This window comes from Shewanella sp. K8 (genome assembly GCF_028823715.1).
Lineage (GTDB): Bacteria > Pseudomonadota > Gammaproteobacteria > Enterobacterales > Shewanellaceae > Shewanella > Shewanella algae.
In genome coordinates this window covers 48392-65732 of the sequence record NZ_JAPEHY010000031.1, presented here as the reverse complement: position 1 = coordinate 65732, position 17341 = coordinate 48392, and the positions used below count along the sequence as shown (strand labels likewise).

14 protein-coding genes are annotated in these 17341 nt (G+C 47.4%); 3 read left to right on the top strand and 11 right to left on the bottom strand.

What is annotated here, in order from left to right; genetic code table 11:
• The 5 genes from wecC to rfaH all read right to left on the bottom strand — a co-directional run.
• The coding region (gene wecC / locus ON072_RS16170; RefSeq protein WP_274626101.1) for a UDP-N-acetyl-D-mannosamine dehydrogenase at nucleotides 1-1033 on the bottom strand (1033 nt) is incomplete at its 3' end.
• Between the two features lie 16 nt (nucleotides 1034-1049).
• Nucleotides 1050-2174, bottom strand: coding sequence for a non-hydrolyzing UDP-N-acetylglucosamine 2-epimerase (gene wecB / locus ON072_RS16165; protein ID WP_274626100.1), 1125 nt, complete (start codon nucleotides 2172-2174; stop codon nucleotides 1050-1052).
• A 208-nt stretch (nucleotides 2175-2382) separates the two neighbouring features.
• Entirely contained in the window at nucleotides 2383-3360 is a 978-nt protein-coding gene (locus tag ON072_RS16160; protein ID WP_274626099.1) for a Wzz/FepE/Etk N-terminal domain-containing protein, read from the bottom strand.
• Between the two features lie 80 nt (nucleotides 3361-3440).
• Nucleotides 3441-6260 (bottom strand): SLBB domain-containing protein, encoded by a 2820-nt coding sequence (locus tag ON072_RS16155; RefSeq protein WP_274626098.1) that lies wholly within the window; start codon nucleotides 6258-6260, stop codon nucleotides 3441-3443.
• Between the two features lie 801 nt (nucleotides 6261-7061).
• Nucleotides 7062-7559, bottom strand: a complete 498-nt coding sequence (rfaH, locus tag ON072_RS16150; RefSeq protein ID WP_025011089.1) for a transcription/translation regulatory transformer protein RfaH — start codon at nucleotides 7557-7559, stop codon at nucleotides 7062-7064.
• Between the two features lie 432 nt (nucleotides 7560-7991).
• Here rfaH and ON072_RS16145 point away from each other — a divergent pair, with 432 nt between their 5' ends.
• Nucleotides 7992-9503: a peptide MFS transporter gene (locus tag ON072_RS16145; RefSeq protein ID WP_107006234.1), complete on the top strand. Its 1512-nt coding sequence runs from the start codon at nucleotides 7992-7994 to the stop codon at nucleotides 9501-9503.
• Nucleotides 9504-9744: 241 nt separating this feature from the next.
• On the opposite strand, the gene ON072_RS16140 is transcribed toward ON072_RS16145, so the two are convergent.
• Nucleotides 9745-10851 carry a response regulator gene (locus ON072_RS16140; protein WP_273642026.1) on the bottom strand — a complete coding sequence of 369 codons (1107 nt, stop codon included), beginning with the start codon at nucleotides 10849-10851 and terminating at the stop codon, nucleotides 9745-9747.
• Nucleotides 10852-10930: 79 nt separating this feature from the next.
• Nucleotides 10931-11701, bottom strand: coding sequence for an MlaA family lipoprotein (locus tag ON072_RS16135; RefSeq protein ID WP_044734088.1), 771 nt, complete (start codon nucleotides 11699-11701; stop codon nucleotides 10931-10933).
• A 216-nt stretch (nucleotides 11702-11917) separates the two neighbouring features.
• Between ON072_RS16135 and ON072_RS16130 the strand changes: the two genes are divergently transcribed.
• Nucleotides 11918-13699 (top strand): hypothetical protein, encoded by a 1782-nt coding sequence (locus ON072_RS16130; RefSeq protein ID WP_274626097.1) that lies wholly within the window; start codon nucleotides 11918-11920, stop codon nucleotides 13697-13699.
• A 9-nt stretch (nucleotides 13700-13708) separates the two neighbouring features.
• Nucleotides 13709-14032 carry an EscU/YscU/HrcU family type III secretion system export apparatus switch protein gene (locus tag ON072_RS16125; RefSeq protein ID WP_231473474.1) on the top strand — a complete coding sequence of 108 codons (324 nt, stop codon included), beginning with the start codon at nucleotides 13709-13711 and terminating at the stop codon, nucleotides 14030-14032.
• 512 nt (nucleotides 14033-14544) lie between these two features.
• Here ON072_RS16125 and ON072_RS16120 read toward each other — a convergent pair.
• The 4 genes from ON072_RS16120 to ON072_RS16105 are packed head-to-tail and all read right to left on the bottom strand — an operon-like array spanning nucleotide 14545 to nucleotide 17274.
• Nucleotides 14545-14955, bottom strand: coding sequence for a DUF2802 domain-containing protein (locus ON072_RS16120; protein WP_082052618.1), 411 nt, complete (start codon nucleotides 14953-14955; stop codon nucleotides 14545-14547).
• A gap of 34 nt (nucleotides 14956-14989) precedes the next feature.
• Nucleotides 14990-15484, bottom strand: coding sequence for a chemotaxis protein CheW (locus tag ON072_RS16115; protein ID WP_025011081.1), 495 nt, complete (start codon nucleotides 15482-15484; stop codon nucleotides 14990-14992).
• Nucleotides 15485-15491: 7 nt separating this feature from the next.
• Nucleotides 15492-16499, bottom strand: a complete 1008-nt coding sequence (locus ON072_RS16110) for a chemotaxis protein CheW (protein ID WP_208190168.1) — start codon at nucleotides 16497-16499, stop codon at nucleotides 15492-15494.
• Nucleotides 16483-17274: a ParA family protein gene (locus tag ON072_RS16105; RefSeq protein WP_044734086.1), complete on the bottom strand. Its 792-nt coding sequence runs from the start codon at nucleotides 17272-17274 to the stop codon at nucleotides 16483-16485. Before ON072_RS16105 ends, ON072_RS16110 begins: the two co-directional genes overlap by 17 nt.
• Between the last annotated feature and the right edge of the window lie 67 nt (nucleotides 17275-17341).

Here is a 17341-nt window from a genome sequence, read left to right as displayed (position 1 = left end):
CACGCAAGTCATCAATATCTGGTTTGAATGCAAGGCCAAAGGAAGCAATTGTTACATCTTCAACACTTTTTCCAGGATTGGCCTGTAAAAAATCAGCTATCGCAATTTTGACTTTATCAATTACCCACTCAGGTTTTGCATCATTGATTTGGCGTGCAGTGTGAATAATTTTTGCTTCATCGGGCGTTTTACTGACAATAAACCAAGGATCAACGGCTATACAATGCCCCCCCACACCAGGGCCTGGCTGGAGAATATTTATACGTGGATGACGGTTGGCCAGAGAAATAAGCTCCCACACGTTGATATTCAACTTGTCACAGATGATAGAGAGTTCATTAGCAAAGGCTATTTGTACGTCGCGACATGAATTTTCTGTCAGCTTTGCCATTTCAGCGGTGCGAGCATTAGTAACTACGCACTCACCTTCTACAAAAGTTTTGTACAACTCAATTGCTCGCTCAGAGCATTTAGCCGTCATGCCGCCAATTACACGGTCATTCTCAACTAATTCACGAACTACGTGACCTGGTAACACTCGCTCAGGACAATGAGCAACATTCACATCTGCCTCTTCCCCCACCTGCTGAGGAAAGCTTAAATCAGAACGCTCTTCGGCTAACCACTCAGCCATTTGCTCAGTCGCGCCAACAGGTGATGTTGATTCTAAAATAACTAAATCACCCTTTTTTAATACTGGTGCAATTCCATTACAAGCAGATTGAATATAACTTAAGTCAGGCTCAGGAACCTCAGCTTCTTTGCACGGTTTAAAAGGCGTAGGAACCGCAATAAGGAACGCATCTGCAGGTTCGGCTGTAGTAACCGCTTTCAGGTATCCATCTGTAACAGCTGAATGCACAATTATATCTAAATCAGGTTCTACGATATGAATTTTTCCCTGATTGATTGTATCTACAGCATGTTGGTTAACATCAACACCAATAACTTTCTTTTTGCGGGAGGCAAACATTGCTGCAGTAGGAAGACCGATATAACCAAGTCCAATGACTGAAATCGTTTCGAATGACATTTTCTTTCCTAAATTCTTATTTAACTAATTCTTCTAAAATTCTTTGGCATGCTTTACCGTCACCATAAGGGTTATGTGCATAGCTCATTTTTTGGTATGCATCTGCATCACACAGAAGCTCATCTAGATTGGATACTATTTGGTTAACATTAGTACCAACTAACTTAACAGTCCCTGCCTCAACAGCTTCTGGGCGTTCTGTAGTATCCCGCATTACTAAAACAGGTTTACCTAGAGATGGTGCTTCTTCTTGAATACCGCCAGAATCCGTAAGAATGATATGCGCCCTATCCATCAGATAAATGAAAGGAAGATATTGCTGAGGTTCAACCAATAAAATGTTATCAACATCACCTAGAATACGATTTACAGGTTCTCTAACATTAGGGTTCAAGTGCATTGGATATAAGATTTGTACTTCAGGATGCGCTCTAGCAACCGTCGAGAGCGCTTCACAAATACGTTCAAATCCACCACCAAAACTTTCTCTACGATGGCCGGTGACTAAGATCAGCTTTTTGTTTTCATCTAAGAAAGGGAACTGTTCCGCTATTGTACTTTTGAGATCTGTATCTGAATCAATTTTATCTTTCACCATCAATAACGCATCAATTACAGTATTACCTGTTACTGTAATATTGCTTGGCTCAAAGTTCTCTTTGAGAAGATTTTTCTTCGAAGTTTCTGTCGGCGCAAAATGGTACGTAGTCAATACTCCCGTCAAACGGCGGTTTGCTTCTTCTGGCCAGGGAGAATATATATTACCAGTACGAAGGCCTGCCTCTACATGCCCAACTGCTATTTGTTCATAGTATGCAGCAAGACTCGCAGCAAACGTCGTTGCTGTATCACCATGCACAAGCACGACATCTGGCTTAAATTCTTGAAGCACAGGTTTTAACTTTTGAATAATACCAGCAGTGACATCATTAAGTGTCTGACCGGCTTTCATCAGATCAAGATCGTAATCCGGTGTTATGTCGAATAATTCAAGTACTTGATCTAGCATTTCCCTGTGTTGGGCAGTTACACAACACTTTGCTTCAAAACGGTCATCGGATGCTAAGGCATGAACTAGAGGGGCCATTTTGATTGCTTCTGGCCGGGTACCAAAAACGGTAAGCACTTTCTTTTTTGTCATTACATCGGACCTTTTTATTACCTTCTACCTAGAATTAAGTTACTAGATTACAATTTTACAACCTCAGCCTTTTAAACCTAGCTGAGATACTTTTTATCCATTTTATGACCATCGAATCTTCGTCATCTCTTGAGGATACTAGGTTTTACCGTTTTTCTGTTTTTTTGTTTAACAGCAGTAGTCCCAATATACCCTTCGCATTTTCTAGCTATATTTCAGAGTCTTTTCTAAAAAAATGTCTGATTAGAACCATCATCACGGCCAACATACCGCCTAACATGGTACCTAGCACACAAATTAACGCTCGCTTTGGCTTAGCCTTTTCTTCGGGGATAAAAGCTGGATCGATTGTTTTGAACACATATTCATCCCGCACCTCGGCGAACATTATAGTTTTAGCCTGTTCTTCTACCAGCTTGTAGAGAATGGCTCGAATATCGGCAACATTGGTTAGTTCAATCTGTTTATTTAGAAATTCAGTACTACGGGTTGCTTCGGCTACGTCCCGCTGTTTCATGGTTAGGTTAATATCTGCAACTAACCAATCTACCCATTGTTTAGCAACAAAGGGCGATTGGTGTTCTATTGAAATAGTTACCATCCCGCTTTCTTTGTCTTTATTCACATTGAAAATTTTTAAGAATTTTTTATGAGCTTCTTGAAGTGAAGGTTTAGGTTGAAATGGAGGATTAACTTTCCGAACCCAAGTTTTACTTTGACTATTGTAAATGTCCGGCTCAAAAGAGAGGGCATTATCTGTCATATTCCACTTATCGACCGCCATTAGCTCAGGCAGTATTTGGTGTTTTTCAATAAAATCACCAATAAATTGCCTTGACTTGAGTACTTCAATAGCCAGTTGCGTCTTATCGGTGCCGCCTTTACCACCTAAGTTGATTCCAGCCATACTGGCAAGACCACCAAACTGAGAAGCAAGCCCGGCTAACCCACCAGCCCCCTGTTCTTCAGATGCTGGCGCCAATAGAGCTTCCGATTTATAGATATTCGGCAGCATAAGTGCGATAGCTACAGAAGCAACGGCAAATACCAGAGTGACTCCGGCAATTAACCATTTCCCTTGCCAGATTACCGAAAAGAGCTCACGGAGATCTATTTCGTCATCTCTCATCGTGTTCACAGCGAACTGTGCATCCGGATGCTGTTGAGGAGTAATTTGTGAGGTCATATTTATGTCTATTTTTATACTGTATTAATTTTGTTCTAGAGCCTGAAATCACGGCTCTAGAACAAGTTTGTTATTAAAAATTACAACCCTGAAATTGTCGCTACTGCCACAGCGGTGTTGTAAATGATCTGGGTGACTTGACTCCAGAGCGTCAGATTATCCTTATACTCAGTGTCCAGCGGAACTATGATGGTATCTCCTGGTTGCAGATTATCTTCACTGCTAAACCACATGGAGCGCTTCGGCATCATCACAGAACCATCTGCTTTAATCACATAAGTTCTATCTTCGTCGGCACGCTTACGGGCTCCGCCAGACATATTCAGATACTGGTCTAACGTGAGACCTTCCTTATATCTGTGGGTCGATGCATGTTGAACTTCTCCCATAACAGCTATGGTCTGTTTGGTTGAAGGCACATAGAGAATATCTTGATCTTCGAGCTGAAGGTCGGCTTGGGTAATGCCCACGGAGATAGCAGGTAAGTCAACAACCAGTCGGCCAACAGCTTTAATGCCTTCAAGATCTTTAAGCATCAACTGAGCATCTGCATAGTTGACCACATTGCCATCTTTGGAAACGCCTCGAGTGGCAATATCACGCCGAAGTTGATCGGCCAGTTTTTTAATTTCCATCTGCTCTTGTTTGCGAACAGACTCACGCACAAACACGGCTGATGGAAGATAAGCGTATTCAGTAAAGCCGCCAGCTCGTTGAATAACATCCTGCAGTGTTTCGCCGCGGCGGATGTTGTATACGCCAGGGAACTTCACTTCACCGCGTATTTCAACAGTTTGATGTTCCTGCCAATCAGGCGTAGTCATCACTGTCAAAATATCCCGCCCTTCGAGAGCCAGATCAGCTGCTTTGTTACCTTGTAGAGCCGAAGTCAGATCTACAGTCTTATGCACTATTGATGAACCAGTAGCATCTGTAATCGTGCGGGTTAACTCAGCTCTGGCTGTGTATGCACCTTCCTTTAGGCCGCCAGCGGCTTCAATTAAAGAGCTGACAGATGCATTGACACTTAAAGGATACATTCCTTCGTGGCGCACTTGGCCGCTGACAGCGACTATCTTAACACTGCTGCCGGCACGAGCCTGGGCGTTAAGTTTGCTGATAACCGGGTACAAGAGTTCACTGCGGTTCATCATGTAGCTGTACTTAACCAGATCTCTATCATCAAAAAGATTGGTAAGCATCTTGCTCACTTCTGCTGTAACAGCTGCCTGTTCAGCCTTTTGTGCTTCTTCTAATTCTGTATCACCGGTCGCTCCATCATTAACTACGACGCCGGCTAGTTCAGTACGCTTGTTGAGGCGCTTGTTTTGCAGGTCGTTGAAACCCGCCTTGAACAGATCAGAACCCAGCAACGAATCGCCGGTAAGCGAAGTGACTTTAGCAACTCTTTCTTTAACCAGCTTGTTCAGCTCATATCTGTTGATGCTGTCATCGCTAAAGTTAAAGATGATCAACTTATCTCTTGGCTGTAGTGCCAGGTTCTCACCGGCGTCCTGATGCACTATTGCTTTACCAGGTGCGAATTGATAGACCTCAATATTGCCATAATCATCTACTTCACGAAGCAGGATGGCGTAATCTAGATCTGCTGAAATTTGTAAATCGGACCAAATAGACTTGAGGATGTCGTTGACTTTTAAGCCTTCATGCCATTGATATTTCCCTGGCCGAACCACAGCACCAACCAAGGTAATTGCATTATCATATTGGCCCGAGGTGCCTTTAACCCGAATAACATCACCGGCCTTGGCAAGCGTTTTTTGCCCTTTAGCAGACGTCAAATCAACCGTGAGCAGCGACTTAAGCCCCTGGTCATTGTAACGTTCAACCACACTGCCTTTAGGATAGGAACCCGGTTTAGCCCCGGCAGCCATATTAACGACATCGCCAAGGGTTTCTCCCCCTTTGAGCTCATAAATTGCCGGACGGCGAACTTCACCGGCCACGCTGACCAGGCCACCTACTGGAGGAATGAAAACCACATCACCAGATTGCAGACGCATATCGCCGGAGGCATCGCCGCGCATCAATAAATCATAGAGGTCAAGAGTACCAACCAGCTTACCGCCACGCTTGAGTTGCACTTTACGTAATGAACCAATTTCGTTGACGCCGCCGGAGACAAACAGCGCCTGTGTCATGGTTGACAGACTGGATACAGTATAAGAGCCTGGTTTATAGGCATCACCGGCCACAAAGATACGGATAGAACGCAACTCTCCCATGGTGATATTGGATTCAATGCCTATCATCTGATGCTTGATGCGCTTTTGCAGCGTGTCTTTGGTTTCCGCAAAGCTCAAACCCGCCACACTAATTGGGCCAAGCTCAGGGAATTGCACTGTACCGTCACGGTTAACAGTAAGAGTAAACTCCCGATTATCTTTACCGAAGAGTTGTACATTCAGAGTGTCTCCAGGCCCCATAAGGTATTCACTGGGAACAGGTACATCTGAAACGGGGGCAAAAGTGCTAGGCTCACCTTCAAACAGGGAATAGCCAAATCGTTCTAGCTCAGCCTTGTCTGCCGCAGCGGTAAAATCCAAGCTGTGCTTATCTTGACCGCGGCGATTATTCGCCTCTCGCCCTTGGCCATTCTGATATTGCCAATTTTCCTGCTCATTACCTTGAAAATTCTGCTGTCCTCTGGGGTAAACCAACTGTGGGTTTTCCAGTTTCTGACTGCCGCTGTTACTGCTACCTCTAAGCATGGCGGGATCAATACCATACTGTTTGGCTAACCTTTCCTGCTCAGCACGAGGCAAATTTTTGAATTGTTCAATCATCTGAGGAGATGGCGTAATTGCCTGAGCTTGCGAGCCAAGCAAAGCCAGTGCTCCTATACTCGCTATGATGAGTTTTTTGGTTTTCTGTAACACCAGTTGTCTCCGTAATGGTGAGTAACACTAAAAATCAAATGAACCTTGCTACAACAATAAAAACCGGTTCGGGTGTAGTAACTCCCCCAACCAGGCCTTCATCTCAGGTCAATGTTCCCCAAAAGTGGATTCTGTATATCAAGCATTGGTAATTAGATAGGACTTGTTGCCAGCTGGAGAGTATGGAAATTGTCCATACTGATAGCTTTCAGACACAACCGTTCCGCGTGGCGCCCAGACGGCTTCGGCGTTCACTAAGAATATGAAATTGTTCATATTCTTGTCTTTCAGACACGCTATCGATCCGCGTGGCGCCCAGAGGGCTTCGGCGTTCACTAAAAATATGAAACTATTCATATTCTTGTCTTTCAGACACGCTACCGATCCGCGTGGCGCCCAGAGGGCTTCGGCGTTCACTAAGAATATGAAACTATTCATATTCTTGTCTTTCAGACACGCTACCGCCCATGGATTTCGGCCTCCAAACTGCCCTTTGCAATGCAAAAATTTATATTTTTTAGTAAGTTAGGAATGCCATTCAAATAAAATAACATTCCTACCCTGTACCGGTTCTTACTTTAACCGGGGATTATACCCCACACCAAGGTGTGACACAGATCGAAAAACGCTCAACTCTCAGAGCACTGAGTAATTATTCAATTTGTATTCTAAAACAGGGATGGCTTGTCCAACCAGAATCCATAACAAATTGATTTCCATACAAAACGAAATCCGGTTTCAAGATCAACAAACGTTGGATTTGTGTAACAACGGCAAATATCTCACATACCAGATGGCTGATTACGCACATACGGCTCTGATTGCACTTTGTTCAACGGTGATGCTCTTATGCTGGCCAAGGAAGGTGAACAATACCTTGCAGCGGGTATCACCACACTTCTCTGCGAAAATTCCGTCAAAGTCTGCGAATGGCCCTTCGGTGAACTGTATTTTATCACCAGACTGCAGGGGCTTTTCTGTGATCAAAGGCGTAGCCAATTCACGTTGTTTAAGCTGAATGATCAGTTGTTCATCTATTGGCAGTAGTTTCTCGCGGCAGTTGACTAAATCAGCAACACCACGAGTAGATCTGAGCTGACGAACACTGGTCTGCTCAGGATCAAACTTGATGAATATATAGTTGGGGAACAGAGGTTGCTTACGAACGACAGTCTTGTTTTTCTCTTTTTTTTCGCTCCGCACCATCGGCAAATAAGTCTCCAGCTCTTGGAGCGTTAGATTCTGTTGTGCCCTCACTTCGCTGCGAGGTTTACAGTACAAAAGGTACCAGGCCTTCATGGTGTTCTCACTACTTGGTTTCTGTCGGGTGACGTCCTATCACAGCGGGCAATCATATCAGACATGAGTTTGCGATTGAAAGCGAATTTCAGACCGCGCCTTTACCCCACTTTAGTCTAATTGAAATTGTGAACTATTCCAGGACAGCTCCGACCACTACTAGCCTAACAATTGTTCACAAAGCAGCCGCCTCGGGGGCCTAAAATTGACTTTGTTGTTGAATCCAGAGTATATAGGGTGGGCTTTGTTGCTTTTGATGAACAAATTACAATACAGAAAACCAAAGCCTCAATCACAGCGCATTAAAAGATATGCCCATAACACTTTACAAAACAGTGTGATGTTAACGGCAATACAGCTGGGATAAAAACAATCGCTTTCTGTGTCGACTTTTGTCACACGGCCAATTAACAATTTAAGGTGGAAGACTTCATGAGCTTAGCAAAACCCAAGGGGACGATGCTCGGGCATCCCAAGGGATTGTTCCTGCTGTTTACAACAGAGCTTTGGGAACGATTCAGTTATTATGCGATGCGAGCCATTCTGGTACTGTATCTGGTTGATCAAGTAAGGACCCAAGGCGCCGGGGGTTTGGGCTGGAGTCAAGCCGACGCTCTGAAACTCTATGCTTGGTTTACAGGTTTAGTCTATCTGACACCACTTTTAGGCGGATGGTTAGCAGATAACATTCTCGGTCAACGTAAAGCGATTTATATCGGTGGTGCCTTGATGGCCGTAGGCCAGTTCACCTTGGCGGCACCGCACAGCTGGGTACCGGGAATAGAAACCATAGTATTTTATGCTGGTCTTGGCACTCTCATCATAGGTAACGGTCTGTTTAAGCCTAACATTTCAACTATGGTGGGCGATCTGTATGAAGAAGGTGATCATCGTCGCGATGGCGCCTTTACTATCTTCTACATGGGTATCAACTTAGGCGCGGCGCTTTCTGGTTTTGTCGTTGCCTGGGCCTATACCAACTTTGGCCATAAAGAAGTCATCGATGGTGTTGAAATTACTGTCAATAACTGGCAAGCCGGCTTCTTCTGTGCCGGTGTTGGTATGCTGATATCTCTGCTCATCCAGTTCCTTTTTGCTCAGAAGCTTTTAGGTGATATAGGTACAGTACCTGCGGCAAAGATTGAAAAACAACGTGCTGCCGAGCGTGGAGAAGTAAGAAAAGAACCACTAACTAAAGTCGAACGTGACCGCATTAAAGTGATCATGGTGATGGGTCTGTTTACCATCATCTTCTGGGCGGGTTTTGAACAGGCCGGTGGCTTGATGAACCTATTCACCAATGAGTTTACCGACCGCTTTATCGGTGCCTGGGAAGTGCCGACAACCTACTTCCAGTCGCTGAACGCCATTTTCATTGTGGTTTTTGCCCCGGTTATTGCGTCTATCTGGATCCGTCTGGGTAATAAGGAGCCTAACTCACCGGTGAAATTTGCCCTTGGTCTGGTTCTGTTGGCTATCGGCTTCCTGTTTATGATTGGTGCCGTACTGGAAATGGGTGGCGACGCCTCAGCCAAATCCAGCATGTGGTGGCTGGTTGGTGCCTACTTCTTCCACACCATGGGTGAGCTTTGTCTATCCCCTATTGGCCTGTCTATGGTAACCAAGCTGGCCCCTTTGCGTATCATGTCACTATTAATGGGCTTTTGGTTCTGCTTTATTTTTATCGCCAACTTAACAGCAGGTTATGTTGGTTCTTTTATCGGCCACGGTGGCGAGAAAGAAGAACAGCTGGCCAACGCCATGTCTATCTTCTCCGGCATTGCCATCACCGCAGCTATTTCCGGTGTGATCCTTTATTTCATGGCTGACAAGCTGGTTGACTGGATGCACGGCGCTGAAAGCAAAATCCATGATCATTCTGAAGAAGAAGCTCTGGAACAGGAAATGGCTGTAACCGGCGAGCACGAAGCCATTAAACGCTAATTCTGATATATACAAAGAAGGCTGCAAAATCTGCAGCCTTTTTTATTGGAATTTTTCACAGTTTTAAGTTCAAGCCAATTAAGCCTCAGTTTGAAAACCAGAAGGTGCTTTCTCTCACTATGAAAAATGGCACTCTTACAATGTCGAGACAAAACTAAAAGTAGTGAGACAAGCATCGGCTCTCCATTCAAAAACGACTTTAAACGGAGGCCAGAGAAATACCTAGTAGGCATTAAGGCCATTAAAAGGCCAGTTGCAGGAATCCACCTTGAGGTGTTTTAGGGTTAAAAGTCAGCCCCAGGAATTTATCTTGCTGAAGCAGCTGTCTGTGCTCTGCCTCACTGGTAACAATGCAGAGCCTTTCACCTGGCATTAAACTCCGGAACTGAGTCGTCGGCTTGCCCCACTCCAATAACCCCAGCTGCAGTGAATCTGCCAACGCCAGAGGTGTAAGACCATCCTGGTTACGAATGTAGCATCTCAGCCCCCTGCCCGCCTGGGCAATAGCCGCCCGATAACTATCAAGCTCAATCGCGATGTAAATCATATCGCAATAGAGATCCAGCCCCGACTTGACCAAACGATCATTCAAATAGCTGAGCATATTGAAAGGTTCTATCACCACAGAACTGACACCGTTGCGATTCAGTTTCAGCTTTTGATTGACGAAACTGCGCATCAACACGCTGGCAAAGGCGGCCCTGTTGTCTTCCGGGTGAAAGTGGGCCATGTACATGATGAGGTGGTTATTCCCAACCATAGCCGAGTCGATGAAGTAAGGGCTTACCTGCTCATGTTTGAACAAGCTATAGTCCAACCTGGCCTTGGGATATTCAATACGGCTTGCGGGGAATAGCTGTTGCTGTACACACCTGGCCGCTTCAGCGTTTTGCTCCAGCAGTGCCAGGTTTTCGTTCAACTCCATAAAGGAGAGCTCTTCCACATCTCGATTAAGAGTATTTTGTTCCTGCTCAGGAGCCGTAAGACACTGATTAATGGCGTGCTCTATGCTGTAGAGATCCGATACGGGTTTAACCAGATAGTCACTGGCACCAATTCGCAGCGCCTCGACAACATCGGCCATAACCTGGTTTCCGGAAATCACAATGGAAGGAATGGCAGGATTGATACGCGACATGGCTTTGAGCATTTCCAATCCCCCCATTCTGGGCATGGAGAGATCGGCTACAACCACATCATACTTTTGGCTTTTAAAGCTTTGCAGTCCTTGTTCACCATCCTCGGCTTCAACAACATTAGCGCCTCTCCCGGTAAGAAAGGCAGCAACGATATTGCGAAAGACGGGATCATCCTCAACCAGCAGTACATTGAGACTGTTCAGCGCCATGGTCAATTCCCCGCAGGTTTCAATCGCCGGTAACGAGTGACCGTATCAACCACCTGCGGGTAAGCAAACAGATGGTGGGTTACTCCAGTTCCTGCATATATTCATCAAGCAACTCGTCTTCGTCCTCATTCGAAGGCACATTGCCATCGTACACCTTATAATCCATGTGCTGTATATAAGCGTCTTTAACAAAAGTGTATGGATCGAGCGCGTTGTCTACTAATCTTTCTTGATCTATGGCAACAGAACGGGCGTGGAGATTCTTCAGGCCCCACTTGATAACTGACTGCCACATAGTTAATTCAGACAATGGAAAGTATAGACCATCCACCCAATCTGAAGCGAGTTCACGGGTGACGTAGGGGCCGAAGAATGGCGCCATAAAGTAAGGACCATTGGGCACTCCGTAGTAACCGAGCACTTCGTTGAAGTCATCCTGTTTACGGGGCATCCCCATCATATCGGCGACGTCAATCAAACCAAGCAAACCCACGGTCGAGTTAACGGTAAAACGGCCACCGGCATTCAAGGCCCAACCCCACTTGCCCTGCAATGTGTTGTTGACCAAGCTGTGGGGCTCTTCCAGGTTGAGAACAAAATTGTTGAGACCTGACTTGACCGGCATAGGCACATAGTCGTTGTAACCATGAGCAACCGGACGATAGAGAAATCTATCCAGATACAGATAGTTGAAGTCCCACATGACACGGTTGAACCCTTCTATCGGATCCCGCGGGTCGTTATAACTGATGCGCACACCCTGTGTATTGTTGCTTTCGCCACTCCCTGCAGCCACTGCCGAATGCGCACTCAGGGCAGCCACAACCATCAGAATCCATTTAAACTTCATATTGCTCTCTTTGTAAAAGTACCGCTGTAATCCAACCGAAAAACAGTTAAAGCTTTGATTACCATAGGCCGATAACCTGAGTATACCTATGGCGACAGTCAAATTTCTGTCTAATGTCGATTTGGACGGATAAGGATACTTCGCTGTGGAAATAGATCAAATTTAAATTTACGATTGCCTACAGATAAAGCAACTTGAGGAGTGGGGTTTGCAACAATGGATCCAGTGAATGGTACAATCCCCCCCTCAGGGTCAAGCCCAACTCCTCAAGCAAATGCATCCATCCCTCTGCTTCCGGTAACCACAGTCGATGTGGGTAGCGAGCTCAGACTACAACTGCAAAATGCACAGTATCAATTGCAGCTTGCCAATCAAGAGTCCAACGCTCAAGCCAAAGCCCTGTTGCATCAGGCCAATACTACACTGCTGGAGCTGACTCGCCCCTTACCGGAAATCGTTCAGGGCAAAACAGCTCAATTGCTGTTGCTGGCCAGTGAAGTCCAGATAAAACTGCCGGACGCTTTGATGCAGCTGGCGGCCAAAAATGGCATCAGTCAAACAGCACTGCAGCAGTTGGCAGCCAGGCCACAAGGTTATCCCTTACCCATGTTGACTGTTTCCCAGGGTGAAATGCGTTTTGCCAATGGTACAAGCATAGCCTTCCCACCGCAGTTACAACTACCTGCCGGAGAATACGTTGCCAAAGTTGTCAGCAACAATCATGGGCTACAGCTGCAATTAAGCCCCATCAATGCCAGATTGGAAGTAAAACTGACGCCAGTAGCAAATCTGCAACCCGCTGCCCCAACACAGGAAAGTGAGCAACTTATAACCAAGCCGGAAGTCGCCCAAACCTATGCCAGGTTGATAAAACTCCTTGAGCAGCAACCCCAAAGTAAAGGGGAATCAGCACCATTGAGGGAAACGGCGGTTGATCTCAAAGCAGGCTTGTCTCAAACAGTTGCCAGCGGCAGCAAGTTGCCAGCTTCTGTCTTATCTCAGTCAACACAAACATTTGATAATGCCCAGTTGCAGCAACCGAAAAATGCCCCGCTGCCGGGGACAGATAAATTCAGTAACCAAGCACTTCAGCAGGCGACTCAAGCCAATACGGATAAGCCTGTTGGCACAAGTGCATCCAATAAAGTTGCCGGCGAAACAGCCAAAGCGCCCGAGCTGAACTTTCTCCAGCGCGCCTTCAATAAGGCCGGCGCCATGCCAAGGGCCGAGGCTATGACACTGGAGGTCAAACATAACCTGGCCGCTGAACTGCTCAAGCAATTACCGGCACTGTCGCCTGTGCCCCTGAGCGAGCTGACAGAGCCGTCCCAACTTCGAAGTGAACTGCTTGGGCTCACAGGGTTGCAACTGACCAGTCAGCAAACGCAATCCCAGCCTTCAACTCAAGCCAGTGCCATTACCACCTTGTTTCAGCTGTTGCTTGGCGTTAGGGCCGGTAACCAAAACCTGAGTGTGCCGCAACGCCTGAAGCAATACCTGGAAGGACTTCAGAGCCGATCCGGCCTGCAAACTCATCAGTTAGCTTCACTGGAGAAGAGCGGCACTCTGGACGCGCTGCAGCAGATGTCCCAGGCTGTCGCCCTATACCAGCAAGCCAATACAGACAATAGTGGTCAATGCTGGTATTTCATGCTGCCCTACTATCTCAACCAAAGAAACGAACAGTTGGAAGGCAAATTCGAACACAACAATCAGGATAAGGACGCAGACAAAGACAAGACCTGGCAGTTGCAACTCAAGTTTAATCTGGGCATGGGCTCCTTGCTCGTCAAGGCGCAGGTGAAGGATTCCAAGGTCGACCTGCAGTTTATCGGCAGCACCCAGGCGCTGATCAGCAGGGTCAGTAATTTCCTGCCCCCCTTGTCACAGAAGCTGGTTCAGTTAGGACTCACTCCCAATGAATTGAACGCCCACGTTGCCCCTGTGCCGGCCACCCTGTTGCCCGGCGATCACTATCTGGTGCAACTGAAAGCCTGAGGAAAGACTATGTCCATGGATTCAAACGACAAGCAAGCCAAACCTCGTCAGGCAGTGGCCCTGAGTTATGATGGCAAAACTGCGCCCAAGATAACGGCCAAGGGCCAGGATCTGCTTGCGGAAGAGATCATTGCGTTAGCACAGGAGGCCGGGGTTCATATACATCAAGACCCTTACCTGAGTGACTTTCTGCAGATGTTGGAACTGGGGGAAGAGATCCCCAAGGAGCTCTATCAACTAATCGCCGAACTGATAGCCTTTGTCTATATGTTGGACGGGAAATTTCCCGAGCAGTGGAATAACCTGCATCAGAGAATTGTCGACAAGGTTTAGGGAAGGTGCGAACAAGTCCCATGCGTGCTCTGCGTCGGCTTACAGGCTTGGATGCAAGGCGTGGTTCGCAGCAAATGGCCCTAGTCCTTTGCAAGAAGCATAACACAGCAGGCAGGCCTATAAGCCACGCCCTTCGGGGCTTTCACAGCAACAGGCTCTCTGCGTTATCCGACTTTGACAGGCCCCGGCATGCCTTCAGTCAGATGCCTTGAACGCCAATTGCTGTGCAAGCCAGAGTGCCACGAGGACTTATTCGCACCTTCCTTAGGAAATCCGACTTCGGCAGGCCCCAGCATGCCTTCAGTCCGATGCCCTGAACGCCAATTGCTGTGCAAGCAACTCTCTAAACAAGAGAACGCCACGAGGACTTATTTGCACCTTCCTTAAGTAACGGATAACACAGACAAGCCGTTACCCTGAGAGCCAAAACGGCTTGAGGTTTCTCGCATTCCTTTCAAATAGAAACAGAAAGAGCGCATCTCAATGCGCTCTTTCTTTACTCAGGCAAAATATCAAGCCCGGGCCGTTTTACCGTGCAGACGGATCAAGAGTTCAGCTTCCGCCTTGGGCAACTCGCACTCGCGGATCAGTTCATCGACACCGGCTCCCAACTGCACCATCTTCATGGCCCTGCTGTAAAGCTTGGCCTGAGGGTCCTGCTGCATCGATTCATCGAGACGGGCATTTTGCTGCACGAGGCGTTTCTCAAGCTCCAACACCCGCCGGCCAACGCCTATGGTGCCACTACGCAGTTCTTGCAACTCCCGCTTGAAGGCATCTCTTTGCCTGTCGCTTTCCTTGACCAGAACAGTTAACGCCTCAACCTTGCTTCTAAGCTTGTTGCTTTGTTTTTGCAGGTACAGCACCAGTCCGAGACAGGCAATGACATATACCAGCGCAGCGATAAAAAAAACATCGCCCATCATCGGTTAAAACTCCTTTTCCCGCAAAAGCCTATCAGATTTGCGCCAACTCGGCCCATTCATCATCTGACAGCAGCTTATCCAAGTCCACCAGGATCAGCAGTTCGTCGCCACGGTTGCTGACACCCTGAATAAACTTGGCACTCTCTTCGGTTCCCACATTCGGGGCGTTATCGATTTCAGAGCGGCGCAGATAAACCACTTCGGCCACACTGTCGACCAGAATACCTATCACCTGCTTTTCCGCTTCGATAATCACGATTCGGGTAGAATCGTCCACTTCAGAGGAGGGCAAACCAAAACGTGAGCGGGTATCAATAACGGTAACCACATTACCGCGCAGATTGATGATCCCCAACACATAATGAGGAGCTCCCGGAACCGGGGCTATTTCGGTATAACGTAATACTTCCTGAACCTGCATCACATTGATGCCATAGGTCTCGTTATCCAGCCTGAAGGTTACCCACTGGAGAACGGCATCGTCCTTGCCTCCGGATACCGCTGCTACATTTCTTGAATCAGTCATATTTACCTCAGTCTATCGGATCCTGACAACCTAACCCGGCATTGAGCATTTCAATCAATGCCTGCACGTGCAAAATGCCACACATTTGTTCTTTCACTACTCCGGCCAACCAGGGGCGCTTACCTTCACTGCCACGCCAGTTGACCTGTGACTTGTCAATCTTGACCGCATTGACCAAAGACTCACAAGCCAAACCCCAATTACTGTTCTCTAATACTACAAGATATTGATAATTTACGGATTGCGCCAGTTTATCATCATATTTTTCCGGCATAACCCAGGCGCAGGTATCAACGATATTCAGCTGAGAGTCCCGATAACCCTGAACCCCCATAAACCATCCTGGCCGCCCAAAGATATGATTGATGCGCTCTATTCTAACTATGCCGCCCAGGCTTATCAGAGGCACGGCCAGCGTGAGTCCCGCCACCTTGAAGAACAATACTTGAAATTCATCTTCCAGTTGTTCCTTGAGCGGTTCTATAGGTGCCGCCGGCGCGCCGACTTGTGTCTCGAGCTGAACCTGTTCCAGAACCTCAGGCTCAGTCACCTCTTGGACTTGAATCTGCTCGTGAGCAGCATCGGCCTGAGTATCCAGTTGCCCGGTTATGGGCTCGCTTTGCAGCGAGGCAGCTGTGATGGTTTCCGACTGAGTTTCTGTCGGCACCTCTGTCTGCGTTACCTCGGCAACCTGCTCTTTAAACACCGGCGCCAGTAGCTGTTCCAGCGCATTACGGTCGAGTCTCGGCTTATCTGGCTCTGCCGGGTATTGCTTGGCAGTACCGTCCAGTCGAGAAAGCGGAGCTTTCTTGGGTGCCGCATCAACAGGTACAGCGATATCGTCCCGCAATCTAGACGTTGCCGGCTGAGTCTGCTCAGCTCTTGCCTCAACTCCAGCTTGCGCTTCTTGTTCAGGCTTAATCGCAGATTGCGCCTCGGATTTAACCTCGGGTGCCGGCTCAGTCAGCAGAATGCTGAAATAATCAAAAACAGTTTCATCAACCGATTTTGACATGGTCAAACTCCCCCGCCAGCAGATAATCCAGCAAACGCTCGTAGGCCTTCACTCCGCGCGAACTTGGGGCATAGTGGGATGCCGGCAGATGGGCCAAACTGGCGTCGCGAAACTTGGTATCCACAGGGATCACATCCGGCCAAAGCGTGTCGCCGTAAACCTCACCAAGATGTTGCAGCGCCGCAGGTGAAGCCTTGGTACGTCTGTCATACATGGTTGGCACTATGGAATAACTGTAGCGGGTCTTTTTCGAGCGCCCCATCAGTTCCATGGTTTTAATCATTCTATCCAGGCCTTTAATCGCCAAAAATTCGGTCTGAACCGGGATAACTATGTGTTGACTGGCCGCCAGAGCATTGACCATCAATACCCCCAGCACCGGGGGACAGTCGACCAAGGCAACATCGTAGTCATCCTCAACCGATTTGAGAATATTACGCAGCACCAGCCCCATCCCCTCTTGATGACCAAGGGCACGATCCAAAGTGGCCAACGCCATGGTTGCCGCCAAAAGATCGACTCCCTCAACAGATGTGGGAACCGCGTGTTGCTTTACCAAAGAGGTATCAAGATTCTTATGAGCCAGAAAGAGATCATACAGTGAGCCGGGCACCTCTTCCGAATCTATGCCCAGGTAATAACCCAGCGAAGCATGGGGATCTGTGTCTATCATCAGAACCCGCTGACCACGCTTGGCCAGTGTGCCCGCCAAACTGGCAACTGTTGTGGTTTTGCCCACTCCGCCTTTTTGGTTTGCAATGGTCCAGACTTTCACTTTCCGCCCCTTATTCTCGCCTTATCGGCCAACTAGTGTAACGAGCCACTATTATTGTCGTTCTTGT

Excerpts from the sequence above, each read along its gene's own strand:
- wecB (WP_274626100.1), bottom strand. The coding sequence starts at position 2,174 with ATGACAAAAAAGAAAGTGCTTACCGTTTTTGGTACCCGGCCAGAAGCA.
- ON072_RS16160 (WP_274626099.1), bottom strand. The coding sequence starts at position 3,360 with ATGACCTCACAAATTACTCCTCAACAGCATCCGGATGCACAGTTCGCT.
- rfaH (WP_025011089.1), bottom strand. The coding sequence starts at position 7,559 with ATGAAGGCCTGGTACCTTTTGTACTGTAAACCTCGCAGCGAAGTGAGG.
- ON072_RS16145 (WP_107006234.1), top strand. The coding sequence starts at position 7,992 with ATGAGCTTAGCAAAACCCAAGGGGACGATGCTCGGGCATCCCAAGGGA.
- ON072_RS16140 (WP_273642026.1), bottom strand. The coding sequence starts at position 10,851 with ATGGCGCTGAACAGTCTCAATGTACTGCTGGTTGAGGATGATCCCGTC.
- ON072_RS16135 (WP_044734088.1), bottom strand. The coding sequence starts at position 11,701 with ATGAAGTTTAAATGGATTCTGATGGTTGTGGCTGCCCTGAGTGCGCAT.
- ON072_RS16130 (WP_274626097.1), top strand. The coding sequence starts at position 11,918 with ATGGATCCAGTGAATGGTACAATCCCCCCCTCAGGGTCAAGCCCAACT.
- ON072_RS16125 (WP_231473474.1), top strand. The coding sequence starts at position 13,709 with ATGTCCATGGATTCAAACGACAAGCAAGCCAAACCTCGTCAGGCAGTG.
- ON072_RS16120 (WP_082052618.1), bottom strand. The coding sequence starts at position 14,955 with ATGGGCGATGTTTTTTTTATCGCTGCGCTGGTATATGTCATTGCCTGT.
- ON072_RS16115 (WP_025011081.1), bottom strand. The coding sequence starts at position 15,484 with ATGACTGATTCAAGAAATGTAGCAGCGGTATCCGGAGGCAAGGACGAT.
- ON072_RS16110 (WP_208190168.1), bottom strand. The coding sequence starts at position 16,499 with ATGTCAAAATCGGTTGATGAAACTGTTTTTGATTATTTCAGCATTCTG.